This window comes from Rhizobium sp. SRI_017 (assembly GCF_057586295.1).
In genome coordinates this window covers 1-22,590 of record NZ_JBYCZP010000001.1, presented here as the reverse complement: position 1 = coordinate 22,590, position 22,590 = coordinate 1, and the positions used below count along the sequence as shown (strand labels likewise).

Here is a 22,590-nt window from a genome sequence, read left to right as displayed (position 1 = left end):
TCATGCAGTATCCGGCTATGTACCTGCTGTCCGACATTCTCGTGCTCGTCGTCGCGGCACAGCACGTCTTCTTCCTGGTGCTGGAGATGTTCCTCTGGACCAAGCCGCTTGGCCTCAAGACTTTCCATAATACGCCCGAGAAGGCCGAAATCACGCGAGTTCTCGCTGCCAATCAGGGCCTCTACAATGGCTTCCTTGCCGCCGGGCTGGTCTGGGCCGTCTCGGTCTGGAGCGAGCTCTTCTCCTTTGACATCAAGATGTTCTTCCTCGGCTGCGTCATCGTTGCGGCGCTCTATGGCGGTTACTCCGTTTCCCGCCGCATTCTCATCATACAGGGCTTGCCGGCACTGATCGCGCTCGCCCTCACAATCGCCTTCGCCAATCCCTATCTGGAGGTCACGGACTGCTGCAAGCCGGCGCCCGCGACCGCCACCACGACGACCCAATAAGGCCGACATGACTGTTGCTCCCCTCACCATCCGCCTCTGTGGCCCGCGCGGCTTCTGCGCCGGCGTCGACCGCGCCATCCAGATCGTCGTGCTGGCGCTCAAGGCCTATGGCGCGCCGGTCTATGTCCGCCACGAGATTGTGCATAACCGCTATGTGGTCGAGGGGCTCGAGGCCAAGGGTGCGATCTTCGTCGAAGAACTCGACGAGATCCCCGAGGAGCATCGCGCCCAGCCGGTCGTGTTCTCCGCCCATGGCGTGCCAAAGTCGGTTCCTGCGGACGCCAGAGCGCGCAACCTTTTCTATCTCGACGCGACCTGCCCGTTGGTTTCCAAGGTCCATAAGCAGGCGCTTCGTCACCAGCGCCTCGGCCGCCATGTGATCCTCATCGGCCACGAGGGGCATCCCGAGGTGATCGGCACGATGGGCCAACTGCCTGAAGGCGCCGTGTCGCTGGTTGATACCGTCGCCGATGCCGAGCGCTACACGCCGCCGGACCCCGATAACCTCGGCTATGTCACCCAGACCACGCTGTCCGTCGAGGACAGCGAAGGTGTGATCGCCAAGCTCAAGGAACGATTCCCGAAGCTACACGACCCCGCGGCCGAATCGATCTGCTACGCCACCACCAATCGCCAGGAGGCGGTGAAACTCGCCGCCCCCGGCACCGACCTGTTCCTCATCGTCGGCGCGCCGAACTCCTCCAATTCCAAACGCCTCGTTGAAGTCGCGCTCAAGGCCGGCGCCCGGCAAGCGTTGCTGGTTCAGCGCGCCGACGAGATCGACTGGGATGTTGTTGGCCCGCTCCGGACCGTAGGCCTCTCGGCCGGGGCCTCGGCACCGGAGGTAATCGTCAACGAGATCATTGATGCCTTCCGCGCGCGCTACGATACGACCGTCGAACTCGCCGAAATGGCCGAGGAAAACGAGCATTTCCCGGTTAATCGGGAACTTCGCCGGATTGAGTTGACGCATGAGGACATGGCCTGGGTAAATGGGTGAGCCACGGACCCGCATAGCGGGAGCGATCGATCTGGTGGATCGATTGCAGCGGCGAGCGCCCGGAGCCATGCGAAGCGCCGGGAGAGGGAGAGGCAAAGAAGCTGCCCTCTTGTCGCTAAGCTCAGGGGGTGCACCAGCCCATCCCAAATCCGCCTCTGCCCCGGTGGAAATCGTCGCAAACGGTTGCGATGAAAACGCTTCTGACATAGCAGGATTGGAGCGCTGCGCCGCTCGGGACAGCATCAAAGGGAATCCGTTCGTTGGCAGTCTATACCGATATCACCGAAGACGAACTCGGACGCTTCCTTGGTGACTATGACGCGGGCTCGCTGATGTCCTACAAGGGCATCGCCGAGGGCGTGGAGAACTCGAATTTCCTGCTCCATACCGACAAGGCGCCCTATATCCTCACGCTCTACGAGAAGCGCGTCGACCCGGCCGATCTGCCGTTCTTCCTTGGTCTGATGCAGCATCTCGCCGACCGCGGCCTGTCCTGCCCGCTGCCCGTGGCGCGGAAGGATGGACAATTGCTCGGCGAACTCGCCGGCCGGCCGGGCGCCCTGATTTCCTTCCTTGAAGGCATGTGGCTGAGAAAGCCTGCTGCCCATCACTGCCGCCAGGTCGGCGAGGCACTGGCCCGCATGCACATCGCCGGCCAGGGTTTCGAGATCACCCGAAAGAACGCACTCTCCGTCGCCGGCTGGCGGCCGCTCTGGGACAAGTCCGAGGCCCGGGCCGACGAGGTCGAGACGGGACTGAAGGGCGAAATCTCGGCCGAACTCGATTATCTTGAAAGCCACTGGCCGACCGACCTGCCATCTGGCGTCATCCATGCCGATCTCTTCCCCGACAATGTCTTCTTCCTCGACGACAAGCTTTCGGGTCTGATCGACTTCTATTTTGCCTGCAACGATTTCCTCGCTTACGACCTCTCGGTCTGCCTCAATGCCTGGTGCTTCGAGAAGGACTGGTCCTACAACATCACCAAGGGCATGGCCCTGATCGAGGGCTACCAGTCGGTGCGACCGCTCTCCGCCGCCGAGGCCGAAGCCCTGCCGCTCCTCTGCCGCGGCTCGGCATTGCGATTCTTCCTCACCCGCCTCTACGACTGGATCATGACACCGCCGGGCGCAATGGTGACGAAGAAGGACCCCAAGGAATATCTCCGCAAGCTGCGCTTCCACCAGAATGTGCTGGATGTCGCCGAATACGGCCTCGATAAGGTGACGGCATGAAGCAAGTCGATGTCTTCACGGACGGCGCCTGCTCGGGCAATCCGGGACCGGGCGGCTGGGGCGCCATTCTGCGCTATGGCGACACGGTGAAAGAGTTGAATGGCGGTGAAGCCAACACCACCAACAACCGCATGGAGCTTATGGCCGCGATCTCCGCTCTTCAGGCGCTGAAGGCCCCTTGCGAAGTCGACCTCTACACCGACAGCGTCTACGTCAAGGATGGCATCACCAAGTGGATCCACGGCTGGAAGAAGAACGGTTGGAAAACCGCTGACAAGAAGCCGGTCAAGAATGTCGAACTCTGGCAGGCGCTGGAAGAAGCCCAGCACCGCCACAAGGTGGTTCTCCATTGGGTCAAGGGTCATGCTGGTCATCCTGAAAACGAGCGCGCGGACGAGCTCGCTCGCGAGGGCATGGCGCCGTTCAAGAAGCGGTTCTAGATCGACCAGGATGCCTGTCGACAAATCCATCTGACATCGCCTTGTCATCTGCCTGTCATGCACATGCGCAAATACCTCCTAAACAACACGGAGGACTTTCCATGACGAGACACTTTTCAATTGCGGCGGCAGTCGCGGCTCTCTTGGCTTCGACTGCCGCATTTGCCCAGGCCGAGCAGGTGTTCAACCGCGTGGCCTCCTTCGCGGTCGCGTCCAACACGCCTGCTGATGTTGACGCCAAGTCGGTAACATCAGCTGAAATCATCGCGGCGACCGAAGATGGCAATACGCTCGTCTACACGTCGAGCCCGCTCAAGGCGATCGGACTGATCGATATCACCGACGCCCATGCGCCGAAGGCGCTCGGCTCGGTCATGCTCGACGGCGAGCCGACCTCGGTCGCCGTCCTCGGCGGCAAGGCGCTCGTCGCCGTCAATACCGGCAAGGACAAGCTGCATCCGACCGGCAATCTTGAGACCGTCGATCTCGCCTCCAAGAAAGTCGAGGCCTCCTGCGATCTCGGCGGCCAGCCCGACTCGATCGCTGTCTCCAAGGACAAGACCATTGCCGTCATCGCGATCGAGAACGAGCGTGACGAAGATGTCAACGACGGCGTGATCCCGCAGATGCCGGCCGGCGACCTCGTGATCGTGCCGCTCAAGGACGGCGCTGCCGATTGCGCAGCGATCAAGCATGTCGTGCTTACGGGTATTGCCGGCGTCGCCGCGGACGATCCGGAGCCGGAATTCGTTGCCATCAATGCGAAGAACGAGATCGCGCTGACGCTGCAGGAAAACAACGAGATCGTCATCATCGACGGCAATACCGGCACGGTGAAGACCCATTTCTCTGCCGGCAAGACCGACCTCGAAGGCATCGACGCCTCCACAGACGGCAAGCTCGATTTCTCCGAGAAGAAAGAGGGCGTGTTGCGTGAGCCCGATGCCGTGAAGTGGCTGGACGACAGCCGCATCGTCGTTGCCAATGAAGGCGACTACGAAGGCGGTTCGCGCAGCTTCACCATCTTCGATTCGACCGGCAAGGTTCTCTACGAATCCGGCGCTTCGCTCGAACTCGCGGTTGCCCGCCTCGGCCACTTCCCCGAGAAGCGCGCCAAGCCCAAGGGCATTGAGCCGGAAGGCCTGGAAGCTTTCGAGATCGACGGCCAGAAATATTTCGCCGTTCTCGCCGAGCGGGCCTCGGTCGTCGCCGTCTACAAGGATACCGGCGGTGAGCCTGTTCTTATGCAGATCCTGCCGTCGGGCATCTCGCCGGAAGGCGCGGTCGCCATTCCGTCGCGCAAGCTGCTCGCCACCGCCAACGAAGTCGACCTCGTCGAGGATGGCCTCGCCCGTTCGCATGTCATGATCTATGAGATGGCAGAAGGCACGCCGGCTTATCCGCAGCTCGTCTCGGAAGACAAGGACGGCGCGGTCATCGGCTGGGGCGCTCTGTCCGGCCTCGCTGCCGTTCCGGAAAAGCCCGGCCAGCTCTATGCCGTGTCCGACTCGGTCTATGGCGGCCAGCCCGCGATCTTCACGATCGATGCGACACGCTCACCGGCTGTCATCACCGACAAGCTTCTCATCAAGCGTGACGGTGCCAACGCCCAGAAGCTCGATGTCGAAGGCATCGCGACTGATGGCGAAGGCGGTTTCTGGCTGGCTTCGGAAGGCAATTCCGACAAGCTGGTCCCGCATGGCCTCTACCACGTCGACAAGAAGGGCAAGATCAAGGAAGAGATCGCACTTCCGCCTGAACTGCTCGCTGGCGAGACCCGCTTCGGCTTCGAAGGCATCGCCGTCGACGGCACGGGCGACAACACCGTTCTTTGGATGGCTGTTCAGCGCGAGTGGAAGGACGATCCGAAGGGCACCGTCAAGCTCGTCTCCTACAAACCGTCGTCCAAGGAATGGGGCGCCGTTCGCTACCCGCTCGAAGCGGCCGCCGAAGGCTGGGTCGGCCTCTCCGAGATCGCATTCCATGACGGTTTCGCTTACATCATCGAGCGCGACAACCAGATCGGCGATGCGGCCAAGCTCAAGAAGCTCTACCGCGTTGCCTTGTCCACGCTGAAGCCGGCCAAGCTCGGTGGCGAACTGCCGCTCGTCAAGAAGGAAGAAGTCCATGACTTCATCCCGGACCTCAAGGCGCTCAACGGCTACGTCGTCGACAAGCTTGAAGGCTTCGCCTTCGACGCCTCGGGCAAGGCCTATGCCGTGACCGACAATGATGGCGTCGATGACTCCTCGGGCGAGACGCTGTTCTTCCCGGTCGACGTCAAGGGTACCAACTGAGCTTCGAACACGGTGGACCGGCTATCTGGCCGGTCCGCCATCCGCATTGCCATTTGCGCCGCCGCGCGCTAGAGCGATCCGGAACAGGGACGCTCATGACGGCAAATTCGACGAGAACGGCAATCTGGTTGCGCATCTTCTGCGCCGCGCTGCTGCTGTCGCTCGGCTTCGCGCACAAGCCGGTCTATGCTGCGCCCGCGTTCAATCCCGCCAGCAGCTATTACGCTCTGCCCGATGGCAGTTTTGCTGATCTCTGCGGTGATACCGATCAGGGCAAGCCGGGTAAATCCAGGCTCGGCTGCGAAGCCTGCCGACTCGCCTCCAATGTCCTGCTGCCGGCGCCGCCGGCGGACCATGCGTCTGCAGCACAGGATTTCCGCGGCATCGAATTCTCGCTCCGCACGGCTTTCCTCTGCAGCGCCCTTCCGCGACCCGGCTCACCCGTTCGCGGCCCACCTTCGCTCATCGCTTGAACCCGTGGCGCAGGCCTGCGCCGGACCAATCGAATTCGAAGGAAGACATCCATGACCATGTTCACCCGCGTCCTCACGACGCTTCTCGCCGTCGCTTTTTCCGCAACGCTGGCACTCGCCCACGGCTACAAGCTGGGCAATCTCGAAATCAAGCACCCCTGGGCCAAGGCAACGCTTGCCGGCCAGCCTGTCGCCGGCGGTTTCATGAAGATCACCAACACTGGCACCGAGCCCGACCGCCTCCTGAAGGTGACCTCCACCGTTTCGGACATGATCCAGGTCCATGAGATGAAGGTGGAGGATGGCGTCATGAAGATGGGCGAGATCCCCGATGGTCTCGAAATCGCGCCGGGTGCGACCGTCGAGCTCAAGCCGGGCGGCCTGCATGTCATGTTCATGGGCATCAAGGCGCCCTTCAAGGAAGGCGAGACCGTGAAGGCGACGCTGACCTTCGAAAAGGCCGGCGCCATCGACGTCGAGTTCAAGGTCGACGCCGCCAAGCCGGGCGATGACGCCCATAAGCATCACCAGACGCAGTGACTATGGCGGCGAGTGCCCGGGCAACGGCCCGGGAGCTCGCCCTATTCTCAATGTCACAGTCTCAAAGTTGCCCCAATAGTGTCGCTGCACCCGAAACCTCGGCCTGGCCGGGGACGGTCTCCAGATTGAGCTGGGTCACGTTGCCGTCTTCGATCAGCATCGAATAGCGCTTGGAGCGGATGCCCATGCCGCCGGCCGACATGTCATTTTCGAGGCCCAGCGCCTTGGTGAGGACGGCCGAGCCATCGGCGAAGAAGCGGATCTTGCCTTCGCCGCCCGAATGCTTTGCCCAGGCCTGCATGACATGATGGTCGTTGACCGCGATGACGACGATCTCGTCGACGCCCTTGGCATAGAAGCTGTCGCGGTTTTCCAGGAAGCCCGGCAGATGATTCATCGAGCAGGTGGGTGTGAAGGCGCCGGGCACGGCGAAGAGCACGATCTTCCGGCCCTTGAGGAAGGCAGAGAGATCGATGTCGGACACGCCGTCGGCGGTCTTCTCCTTGAGAGTTGCTGCAGGAATGGTGTCGCCGATCGCAATCGTCATACTATGTCTCCAATGTGAGTGGTTGTGGTTGTCGGATATTCCTGGGCGCTAGTCGAGGGCCAGCGTGGTCTCGATGGCGCGTTTGCCCGACTTGACGAGCAGGGTGATCTGGTGAGGCTCGCCGGTCTGTTCGATCTGCTTGACGGGGACGATGACCTTGGCATTGCGGCCCTCGACCGTGACCGTCGGGTCCTTGCCGAGATCGACGCCGCGGGATGCCGCAGCCACGACTTCGACGCCGGTCGCATCGGGTATCAGGACATCGGCAACGAGCGATTTGCCGTCCGCCGATTTCTTCAGGCTTCGGACGGCGAAGTCGGCTCGCGGTTTCTCGGGCATTTCCGACTGCGCCATCATCAATGCGGAAAATTCCTCGCCCTCGGGAATAGTGGGATCAAGCGACAGTTTGAATTCGGCCATGAAGGGCAGGCAGACCGCTTCGCAGATGCCGATCAGCGCCTTGAGGTCGATCGCCGCCGGTGCAGTCTCATTGGGTTTTTCGAATTCGATGACCAGGCTTACCGGGCGATGGTAGCCGATGAAGCGGCCAGCCTCGTCCTGGCCGATCTCCGGAACCGGGTAGGAAATCGACTTCAGTGTAAGATTCGTTGAGCCGGAAAAGTCGAGTTCCGGCGCCATGCCGGCCGCGCCCGGATTGCGCCAATAGGTCTTCCAGCCGGCTTTTGGTTCGATCTGGACCAGTGCGGTGACAATTCCATTGCGTGGCTGGGAGAGGGCGACGAGCCGCATGCGGCCACCCTCGGAGGTCGCCCAGGGCGCCATGGCGGCATGCGCCGAGAGCGGGACGAGCGCGAGAAAAGCGAGAAAAATTGCGAGGATAGCGCGGACGAAAGGCATGAGGCGGGCAATTCCGGTGGCAGCGATCGAAGTGAATTCTTGCGGTCGCAATTGGGCTTTAGTACGAAATTTTCGCGCCATGCGCATCTTCGTCCTTTTCATTTCACCGCGAATTGATAGGCTGCGCGCATGGTTGATCTGCAGACATTGAAGTGCAAGGGCGAGCGTGGCTTCCTTGACGGTCAGTTCCTGATCGCCATGCCGGGGATGGCCGACAGCAATTTTTCGCGCGCCGTGATCTATATCTGCGCCCATTCCGCCGAAGGCGCCATGGGCTTCATCATCAATCAGCCGCAGCAGCTGAGCTTCGTCGATATCCTCCAGCATCTGAAGATCGTCGGCGACGAGGATGCAATTCTCCTGCCCGACGAGACGCGTGATTTCCCGATCCAGAAGGGTGGCCCGGTCGAATCCGGCCGCGGCTTCGTGCTGCATACGGACGACTATCTCACACAATCCTCGATTCCCGTCAGCGACGAGATCTGCCTGACCGCCACCGTCGACATCATCCGCGCCATGTCGCGGGGCAGGGGCCCGAAAAAGGCCTCGCTGCTGCTCGGCTATGCCGGCTGGGGCGCCGGCCAGATCGAAAACGAAATCGCCAACAATGGCTGGCTGTCCTGCCCGGCCGACGAGAACCTGATCTTCGATCATGGTCTCGACAACAAGTATGAGCGCGCCCTGGCGCTGATGGGCATTCATCCGGCAATGCTTTCGATGCAGGCGGGGCATGGGTGAGGAACGGTCGGCGTGAGCGCAGCCGAGCCCGTTGATGCAGACATCGAAACAACCCCTCACCAAGTGTGCCCAAGTGCTCAGCTTTACTTCGCATGGGCTTACTATCCCCTCCAACAAGGGGAGAGGTAGGGCGCCGCAAGCTCGGCCTTCCCTTGTCGCGAGGCGGAACCGCGACTTTACCTCTCCCCTTGTGGGAGAGGATAGCATGCCCGTATGAGCCGCAGGCGAAGGCTTGGGCGCGCTTGGTGAGGGGTAAATCTCTTGCACTTTCATCCAGACATACCTCCTCGTTCACGCCAGCCTTCCTGCCCCGTGGTTTGACCATGCACGTCTCCCGATTCCCCCGCTTTCGCAAAGGATGTCGGCCGGGGCACGAAACCGTGCCACGTTAGTAATGACTGCCTCGCGGCAGCCGATAAGGCCCGTTTCCGTGCCCCGTTCGGTGGTTTTTCCCGCGCAACTCCGGTCCTTCTGCGTCACCGGATGCCTTGGGTACGCAGACGCTTGTTCAGCCTCCACGCCCGCGATGTGAGACCCGCCATCCATCGCTGGCATGTCGGGCTTGCGGGACCATCAACCCGCCTGGCATCCGATGCCTCCTATGCCTCACAGGCACGCCGGCACCTTTTTCAGCACCGAGGAGGACCATTTTCTGCGACGGGCCCGGGCATGGAGCTTTGCGTCGTCTCTCCACACCAGGCACCGGCCCCGCCTCGACGCATCGCCATGCGTGGTAGCCGATACGGGACTGAGTGATTCTCGCATGGCTTCGAACCCCGTGGAAAATCGAGGTTAGTGGATTGTTTTTGCTGGTGAATGCGCGGAAATTTTGGGAGAATTTATCACCCCTCACCAAGAGCGTCCAGAACTCGACTTCGTCTCGTTCGGACTTGCTATCCTCTCCCACAAGGGGAGAGGTAGACTCGCGGCAACGCCTCGCCACGTGCGAAGGCCGCGCATGTGGCACCCCTACCTCTCCCCTTGGCCGGAGTTGGTGAGGGGTAATCTGTCTAGGACCAGGATGCCGGCAGGCCCATCAAAACCGCTGCGGCGCTGCCGGCTTGTTGCCGACAATCTCGTCGATCCGGGCCATGACATCGGGTGTCAGCTTGGCCTTGCCGTCCAGCGCCGCGAGGTTGTCCTCGAGCTGGGACAGGCGAGAGGCGCCGAGGATGACGGTCGATACGTTGCGGTTGGCGAGGCACCAGAGCAGGGCGAGGTGAGTCATCGACAGGCCGATTTCCTCGGCGAGCGCCGTCAATTCGCGAACCTGTGCGAGTTGGTCGCGGCCGGCTTCGCTCGACCACTTCTCCTTGAGCCATTCATAGCCCGGCAGGTTGAGGCGGCTGTCGTTGGGGGTGCCGTTGTTGTATTTGCCGGTCAGGATGCCCGATGCCAGCGGCGACCAGATCGTCGTGCCGAGACCGATCAGGTCGTAGAGGGGCAGGTAGTCGGCTTCGACCTTCTGGCGCTCGAAGATATTATACTGCGGCTGTTCCATGGTCGGCGGCGTCAGTCCGTGCTGGCGGGCCACGGCATAGGCCTCGGTCAGCTGCTGGGCAGACCATTCCGACGTGCCCCAATAGAGCACCTTGCCCTGGGTGACGAGATTGTGCATGGCGCGCACCGTCTCCTCGATCGGCGTATCGATATCCGGCCGATGGCAGAAATAGAGGTCGAGATAATCGACCTGCAGGCGCTTGAGCGCGGCGTGCGCCGCATCGGTGACATGCTTGTTCGACAGGCCGCGCTGCGTCGGCTTCGAACCACCCCAGAAGACCTTGCTTGAGACGACGAAGCTGTCGCGGCTCCAGCCGAGCGTCCTGAGCGCCTGGCCCATGACAATCTCGGAATTGCCGCTCTCATAGCCCTCTGCATTGTCGAAGAAGTTGATGCCGCTGTCATAGGCATGCGCCATCAGGGAGACGGCGTCGCCGCCGTCGACTTGCTTGCCGAAGGTGACCCAGGAGCCGAACGAGAACTCGCTGACCTTGAGGCCGGATTTTCCAAGACGACGATATTCCATGGGGATTCCTCTTGCGATGCGGCGTTGGGATAGGAGAGCGCCTTCTACCGGAAGTCTGCTCTCAGGCCAACAGCCGCATCGCTCATCACCCCAATTACGCGAGGTGATCGACACGGTCGCCGATCTCTTGCCAAATCGAGCAGCGGCCAAGAGCGAGCAGCGAATCGTTCATGAGCGATCTCGGATGTTTAAGTTTTCGAGAACAGGATTTCATATTGCAGTGCATAAAAGACGTAAGACGGAAAATTATTCCGAATCCACGATCATTGTAATTGACAATTTTGGTAGATAATATAGTCTTCACCCTACGCCGTCGAAGCGGCGATGCTGAAACCGGAAAGGAGATTGCGATGGAACTGTGCGCAAGCATGCCGTCTCCCCGTATGATCGGTGCCAAGCGTGGTTGTCGCGAGCGAATGTGACGCAGACATGCGTGCCTTCCCCCACTGACAACAAGGAGTCCGGCGCGTCCGGAAACAGCCATGCTCAAGCAGGTCGTCGAATATGCCGGCATCCCGGTCGGGGTTCTCGTGCCCCGGGATGATTCATTCACCTTCCTCGCCGTGAAATTCCATGTCATGGGCCTTGATGGCCGGCGATTTTCGTCGCTTGCCGATGCCCGCAATGCGATCCACGCGCATGTCGCGCGCGCCGGAATGTTGGCGGCTTAGGCAGCAGCGCTGGTTCGGCGTCAGCTGCTGACGCTGCTGCAGCGTTTGCCGTTCCACGGCGCGGTGGCCGAGGCGGTATCGCCCCACTTGCCCTGGAATTCGGAGAAATCCGGCGTGAATGTCAGGACCAGTCTGCCGTAGCCATATTTGTCGCGCCAGATGAAGAGACGGGTCAGGTCGTTGCCATCGCCATCGTCGCCGGCTTCCGCCAGCATGCCCTCGGCCGGTTGGCCAAGATCGTCAAAGACATAGGAACCGGTGATCGTGCCGTTGCTGACGTTGCGGACGAAGCGGGTCTCCACCTCCGACGCCACGCCGGACGACAGGAGTTCGCCGCAATATTTGCCGACCGGGTCACGCGCATGAGCGGCAGATGCCGAGGCCGCGAGGATTGACGCGGCAGTGAGCAGGGTGAATTTCCGGGCGAGAGTGGCCGTGCGCATCATGGACCTCCGAGTCGGCTGATATCGAATGGTCAGGGTACGTTTCAGTGAGCCACCGCATTCAGTACCTGCCTGCTTTTGCTGCCGAGCGTCGCGATTGGCGATCCATCGCTTGCGTTCCTATCTAAGGGTCTGGTTTATGATTCTGGCATCAATGAACGCTTGGCCAGGGCGCAGGACGGAGATCGACATTGAGCGTTGCCTTCATGAAGGAAGAGAGTGCCGAAACAGCTTCGGAAACCCAGCTTCCCGACCGTGAGATATCACCGCATCCGAACCTTGTGACGGAAACGGGTCTGAAGGCGCTGGAGCAACAGCTTCTTGAGGCGCGCGACGCCTATGAGGCGACCAATGCGATCGAGGATGTCAACGAGCGGCGGCGGCAGGCGGCGATCCCGCTCCGGGACGCGCGCTATTTCGCCCAGCGGGTCAGCACGGCCCAGTTGATGCCGAGCCCGACCTCCTTCGAGGTGGTTGCCTTCGGCAGCACGGTGACGTTCGAGCGCGACGACGGGCGGGTGCAGACCTACCGGATCGTCGGCGAGGACGAGGCCGATCCGAAGGCCGGATCAATCTCCTTCGTGTCGCCGGTGGCGCGCGGGTTGATGGGCAAGGCCGTCGGGGATGTGATCAGCGTCGGCGACCAGGAGCTGGAGATTACCGCGATCGGGTAGTGCCGAAGGCGCGTTGCCGAAATGACGGATCAGGACGCTTATCCGCGCTTGAGCAGCGGGAAGCGTTCCCTCAACAATCGCTGCACCGAATCCGAGCCGATCGGCGGGCCGAAATAGAAGCTCTGGCCGTACTGGCAGCCCATCTCGCCGAGCTTGATCGCGTCTTCCTCGCTCTCGATGCCTTCGGCGACGAGTGACATGCCGAGTTCATTGGCCATGGAGACGATGGATCGGAGCAGCACGTCGCGCTTTTCCGAGGGGTCGCGGATCAGCGCCTTGTCGATCTTGATCGTATCGAAGGGAAACCGGGTGATGTAGCCGAGCGACGAGAAGCCGGTGCCGAAATCGTCGATGGCGAGGCTGACGCCGGCTTCGCGCAGTTTCTCCAGCACGAGGCGCGATTGCTCCGGGTTCTCCATCACGATGGTTTCGGTCAGTTCCAGCTTCAGCCGCTCCGGCGGGCAATCGGCATGAGCGAGCGCCCGGCGCACGTCGTCGGCCAAATTGGAATTGATCAACTGCGTGCTCGACACATTGACCGACATGAAAAATGGAATATCGCCCATCTGCGCGAGCCAGATTGAGAGATCCGCCGTGGCGCGCTCGATGGCGAACATGCCGAGCTCGGAGATGAAATTCGAACTTTCCGCGATCGGGATGAACTCGCCCGGTGGGATATTGCCGCGGCGCGGGTGGTCCCAGCGCATCAGCGCCTCGAAGCCGGCGATCTCGGCATCATCAAGCCGCACGATCGGCTGGTAGACCATCGAGATTTCCTTGCGCTCAAGCGCGCGGCGGAGGTCGCTTTCGAGCTGCAGACGGTCGGAGACGGCCATGCGGAACGAGGGCTGGAACGGCTCGACGCGGTCGCCGCCCGACTTCTTGGCGCGATACATGGCGAGTTCCGCGTCGTTGAGCAGGCCCTCGGCATTCACGCTCGGATCGGTCCAGGAGACAATGCCGATCGAGGCCGTCAGCACGAATTCGTCATTGGCGAAATTGATCGGCACTGAGATCGCCTTGGCGACGGCATCGGCAAAATCGGCGACACGGCCGGGGTCGGTTTCGGAGGTCAGGATGATGCCGAATTCGTCGCCGGCAAGGCGGCCGAGCGTATCCTGCGGCTTGAGCAGGCGGCGCAGGCGACGGGTCAGCGCGATCAGGATATTGTCGCCAGCTGCAATACCAAGAGAGTCGTTGACCTGCTTGTAGCGGTCGATATCGATGGTCATCACCGTCGGCCGCATCCTCTCGTCGGCTCCGGCTAGCGCCAGCATGGCCTGCAGGCGGTCGAGGAAGAGCTGGCGGTTGGGCAGGCCGGTGAGATTGTCGCTCAGGGCGTCGTTGAGCAGGCGATTGATGATGTTCTTTTGCTCGGTCACGTCGGCGACGATGCCGACGCAGCGGCTGATCTCGCCATTGCCCGCCAGCACCGGCCGGGCGCGGATCGAGAGCCAGTGATACTGGCCATCCTCGGCGCGCAGGCGGAAATCGTGGGACAGCCGGCCGCGCTTCTGGGCGAGGAGAATGTCGAGCGTGGCACGGAATCGGTCGCGATCATCGGGATGAAGCCGCGGCAGCCAGTTGCGCGCCGGGCCATGCAGCGCGCCAGGCACGGCGCCGAGCTTCAGCGCAATATCGGGGATGGTGGTGACGCGGTCGCGGGCCACATCCCAATCCCAGATCGTATCGCCGGAGCCGGTCAACGCCAGCGACTGGCGTTCGAGGTCGGAGAACAGACCCTGCTGATAGGCACCGCCGGCAAAGGCGTGCTGCATGACCGTGAAGCCGATCAACAGCACGATCAGCACCAGGCCGAAGGCCAGCGCCGGCTGGACGATATCATTGTCGAGCTGACCGCTGATGGCGAGCCAGGCCGCCAGCATCCAGGCGATGATGACGAGCCAGGACGGGATCAGCAGGATCGCACGATCGTAGCGGTTGAAGCCGAGGAAGACGATCAGCACGATGCCGACCAGCGCCGTCAGCGCAAACGACATGCGCGCGATGCCGGAGGCGATCGATGGGTCGTAGATCGCCACGCCGAACAACGTGCCGAGGCCCAGCACCCAGGCAAGCGTCGCATAGGCAAGATTGGCATGCCAGCGGCTGAGATTGAGATAGGTGAACAGGAAGATGACGAGGCCCGAGGCGAGCGCCACTTCCGCACCCGATCGCCATATCTGCTCGTCGAGCGCATTGCGGCCGAAGAGCTGCTCGAGAAAGCCGAAATCGACGCAGACATAGGCAAGAACGGCCCAGGCGAGCGCGGCCGTGGCAGGCAGCATCGAGGTGCCCTTGATGACGAAGAGATTGGTCAGGAACACCGCCAACAGGCCGGCAATGCCGAGCACGATGCCGCGATAGAGCGTGAATGCGTTGACCGTGTCCTTGTAGGCCTCTGGCTCCCAGAGATAGAGCTGTGGCAGCTGCGGCGAGGTGATCTCGGCCACGAAGGTGATGACGGCGCCCGGGTTCAGCGTGATCGAGAAGACGTCGGCGTCGTTGGACGGTTCGCGGTCGAGCGCAAAACCTTCGCTCGGCGTGATCGAGATGATGCGGTCGGAGCCGAGGTCGGGCCAGAACAGTTTTGAGTTCACCAGCCGGTAATGCGGTGCGACGATCAACCGTTCGAGCTGCTCGTCGGAGACATTGGCAAGTGCGAAGACCGCCCAGTCGCCGGCATGGCTCTCGGAGCTCGCCCGCACCTCGATGCGGCGGACGATTCCGTCGGTGCCGGCGGCGGTCGAGACCTGGAAAGCTTCACCCTGATTGGAATGGATCTCGATCACCTTGGTGAGGTCGAGCGCCTTGTCTTCCCGCGAGATTTTCACCGCTTCGAGTGCCATCGCCTGGATCGGCAGAAGCGACAGCACGAGAAAAAGCAGCATGCCCAGGCATGCGCCAACCCGGCCCCGGCCGGAGGCTTGCTGCTCCCTCGAATAAGACATCAGATGACTGGCTTCCCGCTCTTGTTCTGATTACTGGAAATCAGGGCAAAGAGCAGGTGATCGCGCCACTCCCCCCGGATCTTCAAATATTCTTTCATATAGCCTTCACGCTGAAATCCGGCTTTTTCAAGCAGTCGGATGGAACGGTCGTTTTCCGGAATACAGGCTGCCTCGATCCGGTGCAAGGCAAGTTGGCCGAAGATGTAGTCGATCGCAAGCTGGAGCCCTGCGGTCATATGTCCCTGTCCGGCATAGCGCTCACCCATCCAGTAACCGACCATGCAGGATTGCGCCGCGCCGCGGCGGATGTGGCCGATGGTGAGCCCGCCGACGAGTTCGTGATCCCTGCGGGAGAAGAGGAAAAGCGGGACGGCGACACCCGAGGCGAATTCCTGGGCTGAGCGGATGACGCGAGCGCGGAAATTGGCCTCCGTGAGCGCGTCCGGCTCCCAGCTCGGTTCCCATTTTTCGAGGAAGCTGCGGCTGTCGCTTCTGAGCCTGTGCCAGGCCTTGTAGTCGGCATTGCGCGGGAGGCGAAGATAATGGTCCCGGCCTGAAGCCTCCTCCGGCGCACCGGGCTTGGCCAAGAAACCGAAGACTGATCTTGCCATACCTGCCGCCTGGATGCCGTCTTATTCGGCTGCCGTCTTGTGCCCCGCAGTCGCGCTGCCATTGAGGAGCTGGGATATCTCGTCCATCGAGGCGAGCTCGTCAACCGGTCCGATGGCCGAAAGCGTGGGCGTCGTGTTGAAGAACAGACGGCCCGAGAGATCGGTCAGGCGTTGGGTGGTAATGCCCGACAGTCGCTCCATCAGTTCGGTATTCGAGATCGGACGGCCGTAAAGCATCATCTGGCGGGCGATCTGGCCGGCACGGGCGGCCGGGCTTTCCTGACCCATCAGGAGCTGGGCGCGGATCTGCGCGCGGGCACGATCGATCTCGGACTGATGGATTGCCTCGGACGACTTCCTCAACTCGTCGATGATGACGGGCATCAGTTCGGGCAGGTTCTCGCCGCCGGTCGCGGCATGGATGCCGAAGATGCCGGTATCGGAGAAGCCCCAGTGGAAGGCATAGACCGAGTAGCAGAGGCCGCGGAACTCGCGCACTTCCTGGAAGAGGCGCGACGACATGCCGCCGCCGAGCACATTGGCGAGGATCTGCGAGCAATAGAAATCGCGGGCGTGATAGGCTTTGCCCTCGAAGCCGAGCAGGACCTGGGCGTCCATGAGATCGCGCGCCTCGCGGATGCTGCCGCCGATATAGCGCGCCGGCTCGATAATCTGCGGCACGGAGGACTGGGTGGGGAGGCCCGAGAAGCGCTTCTCGACCTCGGTCACGAACTCGTCATGCTTCACAGCACCGGCAGCGACGACATACATGCGCTCGCAGAGATAGTTGCGTGCGAGGTAGCGCCGGATCTGGTTGGGCTCGAAGCCCATCACCGATTCCGGCGTGCCGAGAATGGCGCGGCCGATCGTCTGATGGGAAAAGGCGGTCTCGGAGAACTTGTCGAAGACGACGTCGTCAGGCGTGTCGTTGGCTGCGCCAATTTCCTGCAGGATGACGCTCTTTTCGCGCTCCAGTTCGTCTTCCTCGAAGGCGGACTCGATCAGGATATCTGCGAGAATGTCGACCGCGAGCGGGACATCATCGCGAAGCACGCGGGCGTAATAGGATGTGGATTCGGTAGACGTGGCGGCATTGACTTCGCCGCCGACATTCTCGATCTGCTCGGCGATGTCGCGCGCCGAGCGGCGGGCCGTGCCCTTGAAGGCCATATGCTCAAGAAGATGGGCGATACCATGCTCATCCTCAGCTTCGTTGCGTGAACCCGACTTGACCCAGACGCCGAGAGCGACGCTCTCCAGATGCGGCATGGTTTCAGTGACGACGGTAAGCCCCGAGGGGAGCCTGGTTACTTCAACATTCATCGCTTCTAAAACGGCGCCGCGTCAGTTCCCGATCCGGGCACGCTGGGCGATGAACTCTTCCACCGTCTTAATGTCCGCATCCAGCACTTCGAAGCGCTCCTCCCTTTGCATCAGTCCGTCCAGCCACGATGGCAAGGCTGGATCAATACCGCAAGCGGTTTTTACTGCCAAGGGGAATTTTGCCGGGTGCGCGGTGGCCAAAGTGACCATCGGAGCGTTGGATTTCTCGAACTTTTTCGCGGTGAAGATGCCGACGGCGGTGTGCGGATCGAGCAGGTATCCGGTCTCGGCGAGCGTGTCCTTGATGGTCTTGGCGACCTGTTTTTCACTGACGCGGCCGGCGCGGAAGTCCTTGGCAATGGCCTTCATCGCATGCCTTTCGATCTCGAAGGCGCCCGACTGCTTGAGGCCGTCCATGGCGGCACGGACCTTCTGCGGATCGCGGTCATAGGCTTCGAACAGCAGGCGTTCGAAGTTCGACGAGATCTGAATATCCATCGACGGCGAGGTCGTCGCCTTGACACCCTTCATCTCGTAGCGGCCGGTCTTCAGCGTCCGGGTCATGATATCGTTTTCGTTGGTGGCGACCACCAGCTTACCAACAGGCAGGCCCATGCGCTTGGCTGCATAGCCGGCAAAGATATCGCCGAAATTACCTGTCGGCACCGTAAAGGAGACTTTGCGGTCGGGGCCGCCGAGCGAGATCGCGGCCGTGAAATAATAGACGATCTGGGCCATGATGCGCGCCCAGTTGATCGAGTTCACGCCGGCAAGCTGCATCCTGTCGCGGAAGCCGTGGTCATTGAACATCGCTTTGACGAGGTTCTGGCAATCGTCGAAAGTGCCTCTGACAGCGATGGCATTGACATTGCCATGCGTGGTCGTGGTCATCTGCCGCTGCTGGACCGGCGAGACCTTCTCATGCGGGAACAGGATGAAGATGTCGGTGCGTTCACGGCCGCCGAAGGCATCGATCGCGGCGCCGCCGGTGTCGCCCGAGGTCGCGCCGACGATGGTCGCGCGTTCGCCACGGGCGGCGAGCGCATGGTCCATGAGCCGCGCGAGCAGCTGCATCGCCACATCCTTGAAGGCGAGCGTCGTGCCGTGGAAAAGTTCGAGGATGAAGGAATTCGCGCCGCTCTGCACCAGCGGCGCAACGGCCGGATGCTTGAAGGTCGCGTAAGCCGCATCGATCATCTGCTTGAGATCGGCCTCGCCCACATCCTTGCCGGCGAAAGGCGTGAGCACCGCGAGCGCGATCTCCTGGTAGCTCTTGCCACGAAGGGCCCGGATCTCCTTCTTGGAGAAATGTGGCCATTCCTTCGGCACATAAAGACCGCCGTCGCGGGCGAGCCCGGTCAGCAATGCGTCGGAGAAGCTCAGTTCCGGGGCTTCGCCCCGCGTCGAAACATAGCGCACGTCGTATCCTCGAAAAAGCTCGTGTCCGTCGCCGCATGTTCTAGCAACAACCCGCGTCATGGCCTGTCCGGATTGCGTCCGGAAAGCCGGGGTTTTTGGCTTGAATAATTGTGCGGCTCAGTCGATTTTTTGTTTCGCGGCTGATATAGACCGATCTCCTTGGCCATGAAAAGGCCTGAAATAGCGACTGATTGCTGAAGCCGGGACTGGTTTCGGCCTAGACGATGGGGTGGCGTAGACGTGTCTGGCAGTGTTGTGAAGAAGATAGTCGCGCTCGGGCTCCTGGCTGCGCTGGCCGCCTGCAGTTCCACTGACACCAGCGGCCTGTTCACCAGTGTCAGCAAAAAGAAAGAGAGCGATACCGCCGGCAACGATCCCAATATCGTCGTCATGCAGGGCGCCTGCCCGCAGGTCTATCTGCGCGAGGGCACTGCGGTCTATCGCGAATATGTCCGCGGCGTGAAGAAGGACGTGCAGGGCCTTGCCGATCCCAACAAGCTGGTGATCCAGGCAACGCTCGACGCCACGACCCGCCAGTGCCACAGGACGGCCGAGGGCCTCGTCGTCACCGTCGTCGTCCGTGGCCGTGTCATCACGGGGCCGTCCGGCAAGGATGGAACCTACACGCTGCCGCTCCGGGTCGCGGCGACCGACGGCGACGCCACGCTCTATTCCGAATTGACGAAATTCCAGGTCACGGTCCCGGCTGGCCAGGGCAGCACCCAATTCACCTTCACCAAGGACAATGTGGTGCTGGCCAATATCGGCACGATGACCCGGCTCTATGCTGGGATCGACGAGGGTCCGTATAATACGAAGTGAGGGGTGGCACCCCGCGGCTGTGGGACTGACCCCTCACCAACTTCGGCCAACGGTTCGCTTTGCTCACCGGGCCTTCGTATCCTCTCCCACAAGGGGAGAGGTAACCGCGGCAGAGCTTCGCCTCAACCGGGGCAGAGCGTTCGGCACCCTACCTCTCCCCTTGTGGGAGAGGATAGCAAGCCCGCATGAGACCAGAGGTCGAATGCCTGGGCGCGCTTGGTGAGGGGTAAATCCCAATTACACCAGCTCGTTAAAGCTCTTCAGCGCTTCGACCATCTGCGGAAGTTCCACCATGCGCGCGATCACCGTTTCGGCGCCGGCGTCGATCAGCCGGTCGGCATGGGTGGGATAGGTGTGGCTGCCGCCCGTGAAGCCGATCACCCGCATCCCGGCCGCGCGGGCCGCATGCACGCCATGCACCGAATCCTCGATGACCAGGCAGCGCGAAGGATCGGCGTCGAACTGCTTGGCGCCATGGATATAGATGTCGGGGCGCGGCTTTGTCCGGTCGGGACCGAGATCCTTGGCGGAATAGATATGGCCTTCGAAGAACGGCTTGAGGCCGACCTTGGTCAGCATCAGGTCGAGCCGCGGCGTCGAGGAATTCGAGCAGATGCAGCGCTGCTCGCGCAGCTTCGACAGTGCGAAGGGCACGCCTTCGATCATCTTGACGCGGCGGGCCAAAGCTGCGTCGAGCAGCTTCTCCGACTTGTCGAGAAGCTGGGCCGAGATCGGAATGTCGGCCTCCTGCTCGATCGTCAGCAGGATGCTCTTCCAGTCCATGCCGGCGAACCGGATGCACATGTCTTCCGCGGTGATATCGAAGCCGGAATCGCGCAGCAGCTTCGATTCCACTTCGGCGGCGATGATCTCGGAATCGACGAGCACGCCGTCGCAATCGAAAAGGATCAGGTCAAAACCAGGCATCTATCTTCGTTCTCGTGGGGAAATGGGATCTCCCGGCTGGGTACACGATAACAGCCCTGGTGACAATGCGGTCGGGGAGAGGCGTGTTGAGCTGCTGCCCCGAGTGACAGCGGAAATTGTAGAATTCAGGCCGCTGTCACTCCCACGAGCGCGCCAGCCGGGATGCCCCAGGCGCGGCTAATCTTGCGGATCTGGTCGAGATTGATTTCCCGTCGACCATTGAGAAGGTCCGCCGCACGGGATTTTGAACCGACGATCTCGACGAGATCGGCGCGGCTGTAGTTATTGGCGACCATCACCGACTTCAACACATCGACCGGAGCCGCGCGTGGGATTTCATAGTGCCGTGATTCATATTGCTCGATGAGCAGCACCAATGCGTCGAAATGCCCGGCCTCGGGCGTGCCGGCGGCGGGTTCTTTCTCGAAGTACGGCCGCACGGCTTTCAATGCCGCTCGATATTCTTCTTCGCTCTGTAACGTCCGGAGGACAGAAAGATCAAGCATTGGGCTTCCTACAGGTCTGCAACGTTTATCCGATCATATTCCGCGTGGGTTCCGACGAAGAGAACGAAGACGCGTTTCGTTCTAAAGCCGATCAGGCCCACGAGGCGATACTTGTTGCCGCCTATGTCGAACACGACCTTCCCATCGGCCACGTAATCAGCAGAGTTGAAGGTCTTCTTGAGTTCGGCGAAATCTTTCCAGTTCGCATCCGAGGCGGTCGTATACCACTCCATCATCGCTGCCTTTGCCGAACTCCGAGGAGCGCCGGCTGGCTGCCGATCCCAGAATTCCACCAGGGCCGATTTGGCGATTACATGCATTCACTCTCAAATAGCATGTTCCCAATCTGGAAACAAGATTCGCTAAGCAACCTTCAGCATGATCTTGCCGATATGGTCGCTCGATTCCATCAGTCGGTGCGCGTCGACGACCTCCTCGAAATCGAACATCTTGTAGATGACCGGCGCGACCTTGCCAGCCTCCATGAGCGGCCAGACTCGCTCCCGCAGTTGGTCGCGGATTTCCTGCTTTTCGGCGGCGGAGCGCGGCCGCATGGTCGAGCCCATGAGGTGCAGGCGCTTGACCATGATCGGCGCGAGATTGGCCTTTTCCGCGATGGCTCCGCCGAGGAGGGAGATGATCGAAAGCCGGCCGTCCTTCGCCAGGGACGCGAGGTTCTTCTCAAAATAGGCGGCGGCGATCATGTCGAGGATCACGTCGACGCCGCCCTTGGTCTCAGTCTTAATGACGGCGGCGAAATCTTCGGTCTTGTAGTTGATGGCCCTGGCGGCGCCGAGCTTGCGGCAGGCTTCGGCCTTCTCCTCATTGCCGACGGTGGTGAAGACCGTCGCGCCGATCGCCTTGGCGAGCTGGATCGCGGTCGTGCCGATGCCGCTGGAGCCGCCGTGGATCAGCACTGTCTCGCCGGCTTTCAGGCCGGCCATCATGAAAAGATTGGCCCAGACGGTGAAGAAGGTCTCGGGCAGGGCTGCGGCGCGGATCGCATCATAGTCCTTCGGCCAGGGCAGGGTCTGGGTAGCGGGCACGGTGCAATATTCGGCATAGCCGCCGCCATTGGCGAGCGCGCAGACCTTGTCGCCGATGGAGAAACCCTGTGCGCCCTCGCCGACGGCCACCACTTCGCCGGCGACTTCGAGGCCGAGAATCGGGCTCGCGCCTGGCGGTGGCGGATAGCTGCCCGAGCGCTGGGCGACATCCGGGCGATTGACGCCTGATGCCTCGACGCGGATCAGGAGATCACCCGGCCTTACCTCGGGCAGAGGCCCGGTCGCGAGCGTCATGGCCTCGGGACCGCCCGGTTGCGGCAGATCGATGAAACGCATTTCTGAGGGAAGGGCCATGGCAGTCTCCGGATTGCATGTTCGGAGAGATAGGCCGGTTCAGCGACGAATGAAAGCCTGCGGGATCATCAGGCGACAGCGGCAAGAGCGTCGCCGAAGCGGGTGACGCTCAACCCCGCGGTGCTCTTCTTGGCGAGTGCCTTCACATGGGCGATTTCGCTGCTGATGCGGTCGATATCGCTGACGACGACGCCCGCAGGCAGTTCCATCACGCCGATCGAGCAGCGCATCAGCGGGATCTTCGCTTCGACACCGTCACGGCGATGGCCGAGGATGTAG

General features: G+C 61.7%; 23 protein-coding genes and 1 pseudogene. 11 read left to right on the top strand and 13 right to left on the bottom strand.

All coding sequences use genetic code 11. The features are described 5' to 3' along the window. Positions 1-2: 2 nt before the first annotated feature. The 7 genes from AC2YI2_RS00120 to AC2YI2_RS00090 all read left to right on the top strand — a co-directional run bounded on the left by AC2YI2_RS00120 (position 3) and on the right by AC2YI2_RS00090 (position 6,434). Entirely contained in the window at positions 3-449 is a 447-nt protein-coding gene (locus AC2YI2_RS00120) for a DUF1304 domain-containing protein (RefSeq protein ID WP_487384381.1), read from the top strand. Between the two features lie 7 nt (positions 450-456). Further along, positions 457-1,449: a 4-hydroxy-3-methylbut-2-enyl diphosphate reductase gene (gene ispH / locus AC2YI2_RS00115; RefSeq protein WP_487384380.1), complete on the top strand. Its 993-nt coding sequence runs from the start codon at positions 457-459 to the stop codon at positions 1,447-1,449. 260 nt (positions 1,450-1,709) lie between these two features. After that, positions 1,710-2,684: a homoserine kinase gene (locus tag AC2YI2_RS00110; protein ID WP_487384379.1), complete on the top strand. Its 975-nt coding sequence runs from the start codon at positions 1,710-1,712 to the stop codon at positions 2,682-2,684. Then, positions 2,681-3,124 (top strand): ribonuclease HI, encoded by a 444-nt coding sequence (rnhA, locus tag AC2YI2_RS00105; protein WP_487384378.1) that lies wholly within the window; start codon positions 2,681-2,683, stop codon positions 3,122-3,124. The genes AC2YI2_RS00110 and rnhA overlap by 4 nt, the downstream gene beginning before the upstream one ends. Before the next feature lie 101 nt (positions 3,125-3,225). After that, a complete protein-coding gene (locus tag AC2YI2_RS00100; RefSeq protein ID WP_487384377.1) occupies positions 3,226-5,421 on the top strand; it encodes an esterase-like activity of phytase family protein in 2,196 nt (731 codons plus the stop codon). Between the two features lie 95 nt (positions 5,422-5,516). Continuing rightward, positions 5,517-5,894: a hypothetical protein gene (locus AC2YI2_RS00095; protein WP_487384376.1), complete on the top strand. Its 378-nt coding sequence runs from the start codon at positions 5,517-5,519 to the stop codon at positions 5,892-5,894. Between the two features lie 51 nt (positions 5,895-5,945). Next, the gene (locus AC2YI2_RS00090; protein WP_487384375.1) at positions 5,946-6,434 is read left to right on the top strand and encodes a copper chaperone PCu(A)C; all 489 of its coding nucleotides are present in this window, start codon (positions 5,946-5,948) and stop codon (positions 6,432-6,434) included. A gap of 61 nt (positions 6,435-6,495) precedes the next feature. Here the strand turns inward: AC2YI2_RS00090 and AC2YI2_RS00085 are convergent, their stop codons facing one another. Beyond that, positions 6,496-6,981, bottom strand: coding sequence for a redoxin family protein (locus AC2YI2_RS00085; protein WP_487384374.1), 486 nt, complete (start codon positions 6,979-6,981; stop codon positions 6,496-6,498). A gap of 48 nt (positions 6,982-7,029) precedes the next feature. After that, positions 7,030-7,839 carry a protein-disulfide reductase DsbD domain-containing protein gene (locus AC2YI2_RS00080; RefSeq protein WP_487384373.1) on the bottom strand — a complete coding sequence of 270 codons (810 nt, stop codon included), beginning with the start codon at positions 7,837-7,839 and terminating at the stop codon, positions 7,030-7,032. A 129-nt stretch (positions 7,840-7,968) separates the two neighbouring features. On the opposite strand from AC2YI2_RS00080, the gene AC2YI2_RS00075 reads away from it, so the two are divergent. After that, a complete protein-coding gene (locus AC2YI2_RS00075; protein ID WP_487384372.1) occupies positions 7,969-8,577 on the top strand; it encodes a YqgE/AlgH family protein in 609 nt (202 codons plus the stop codon). Positions 8,578-9,613: 1,036 nt separating this feature from the next. Here AC2YI2_RS00075 and AC2YI2_RS00070 read toward each other — a convergent pair. After that, complete coding sequence (locus tag AC2YI2_RS00070; RefSeq protein ID WP_487384371.1) at positions 9,614-10,603, bottom strand: potassium channel beta subunit family protein; 990 nt, start codon at positions 10,601-10,603, stop codon at positions 9,614-9,616. 482 nt (positions 10,604-11,085) lie between these two features. Here AC2YI2_RS00070 and AC2YI2_RS00065 point away from each other — a divergent pair, with 482 nt between their 5' ends. Beyond that, a complete protein-coding gene (locus AC2YI2_RS00065) occupies positions 11,086-11,274 on the top strand; it encodes a hypothetical protein (RefSeq protein WP_487384370.1) in 189 nt (62 codons plus the stop codon). A gap of 20 nt (positions 11,275-11,294) precedes the next feature. On the opposite strand, the gene AC2YI2_RS00060 is transcribed toward AC2YI2_RS00065, so the two are convergent. Further along, positions 11,295-11,717 carry a hypothetical protein gene (locus AC2YI2_RS00060; protein ID WP_487384369.1) on the bottom strand — a complete coding sequence of 141 codons (423 nt, stop codon included), beginning with the start codon at positions 11,715-11,717 and terminating at the stop codon, positions 11,295-11,297. 191 nt (positions 11,718-11,908) lie between these two features. Between AC2YI2_RS00060 and greA the strand changes: the two genes are divergently transcribed. After that, entirely contained in the window at positions 11,909-12,391 is a 483-nt protein-coding gene (greA, locus tag AC2YI2_RS00055; RefSeq protein ID WP_487384368.1) for a transcription elongation factor GreA, read from the top strand. A gap of 38 nt (positions 12,392-12,429) precedes the next feature. Here greA and AC2YI2_RS00050 read toward each other — a convergent pair whose 3' ends face one another. From AC2YI2_RS00050 to thrC, 4 genes are read right to left on the bottom strand one after another with little or no spacing between them, the layout of a single operon-like run. Then, positions 12,430-15,282 carry an EAL domain-containing protein gene (locus AC2YI2_RS00050; RefSeq protein WP_487384367.1) on the bottom strand — a complete coding sequence of 951 codons (2,853 nt, stop codon included), beginning with the start codon at positions 15,280-15,282 and terminating at the stop codon, positions 12,430-12,432. Between the two features lie 59 nt (positions 15,283-15,341). Next, a complete protein-coding gene (locus tag AC2YI2_RS00045; protein ID WP_487384366.1) occupies positions 15,342-15,953 on the bottom strand; it encodes a GNAT family N-acetyltransferase in 612 nt (203 codons plus the stop codon). Between the two features lie 21 nt (positions 15,954-15,974). Beyond that, positions 15,975-17,276, bottom strand: a complete 1,302-nt coding sequence (locus AC2YI2_RS00040; RefSeq protein ID WP_487384365.1) for a M16 family metallopeptidase — start codon at positions 17,274-17,276, stop codon at positions 15,975-15,977. A gap of 21 nt (positions 17,277-17,297) precedes the next feature. Further along, positions 17,298-18,755: a threonine synthase gene (thrC, locus tag AC2YI2_RS00035; protein ID WP_487384364.1), complete on the bottom strand. Its 1,458-nt coding sequence runs from the start codon at positions 18,753-18,755 to the stop codon at positions 17,298-17,300. Positions 18,756-18,935: 180 nt separating this feature from the next. Here thrC and AC2YI2_RS00030 point away from each other — a divergent pair, with 180 nt between their 5' ends. Beyond that, on the top strand, positions 18,936-19,517 hold the full coding sequence (locus tag AC2YI2_RS00030; protein WP_487384363.1) for a hypothetical protein: 582 nt from the start codon (positions 18,936-18,938) through the stop codon (positions 19,515-19,517). 237 nt (positions 19,518-19,754) lie between these two features. Here the strand turns inward: AC2YI2_RS00030 and AC2YI2_RS00025 are convergent, their stop codons facing one another. The 5 genes and pseudogenes from AC2YI2_RS00025 to AC2YI2_RS00005 all read right to left on the bottom strand — a co-directional run. Beyond that, positions 19,755-20,444 (bottom strand): HAD family hydrolase, encoded by a 690-nt coding sequence (locus AC2YI2_RS00025; RefSeq protein WP_487384362.1) that lies wholly within the window; start codon positions 20,442-20,444, stop codon positions 19,755-19,757. Between the two features lie 125 nt (positions 20,445-20,569). Then, the gene (locus tag AC2YI2_RS00020) at positions 20,570-20,950 is read right to left on the bottom strand and encodes a helix-turn-helix domain-containing protein (RefSeq protein ID WP_487384361.1); all 381 of its coding nucleotides are present in this window, start codon (positions 20,948-20,950) and stop codon (positions 20,570-20,572) included. Between the two features lie 8 nt (positions 20,951-20,958). After that, on the bottom strand, positions 20,959-21,270 hold the full coding sequence (locus tag AC2YI2_RS00015; RefSeq protein WP_487384360.1) for a type II toxin-antitoxin system HigB family toxin: 312 nt from the start codon (positions 21,268-21,270) through the stop codon (positions 20,959-20,961). A gap of 42 nt (positions 21,271-21,312) precedes the next feature. Further along, positions 21,313-22,311, bottom strand: coding sequence for an NAD(P)H-quinone oxidoreductase (locus tag AC2YI2_RS00010; protein ID WP_487384359.1), 999 nt, complete (start codon positions 22,309-22,311; stop codon positions 21,313-21,315). 68 nt (positions 22,312-22,379) lie between these two features. Continuing rightward, a pseudogene (locus tag AC2YI2_RS00005) lies at positions 22,380-22,590 on the bottom strand (GGDEF domain-containing protein); the annotation flags it as partial.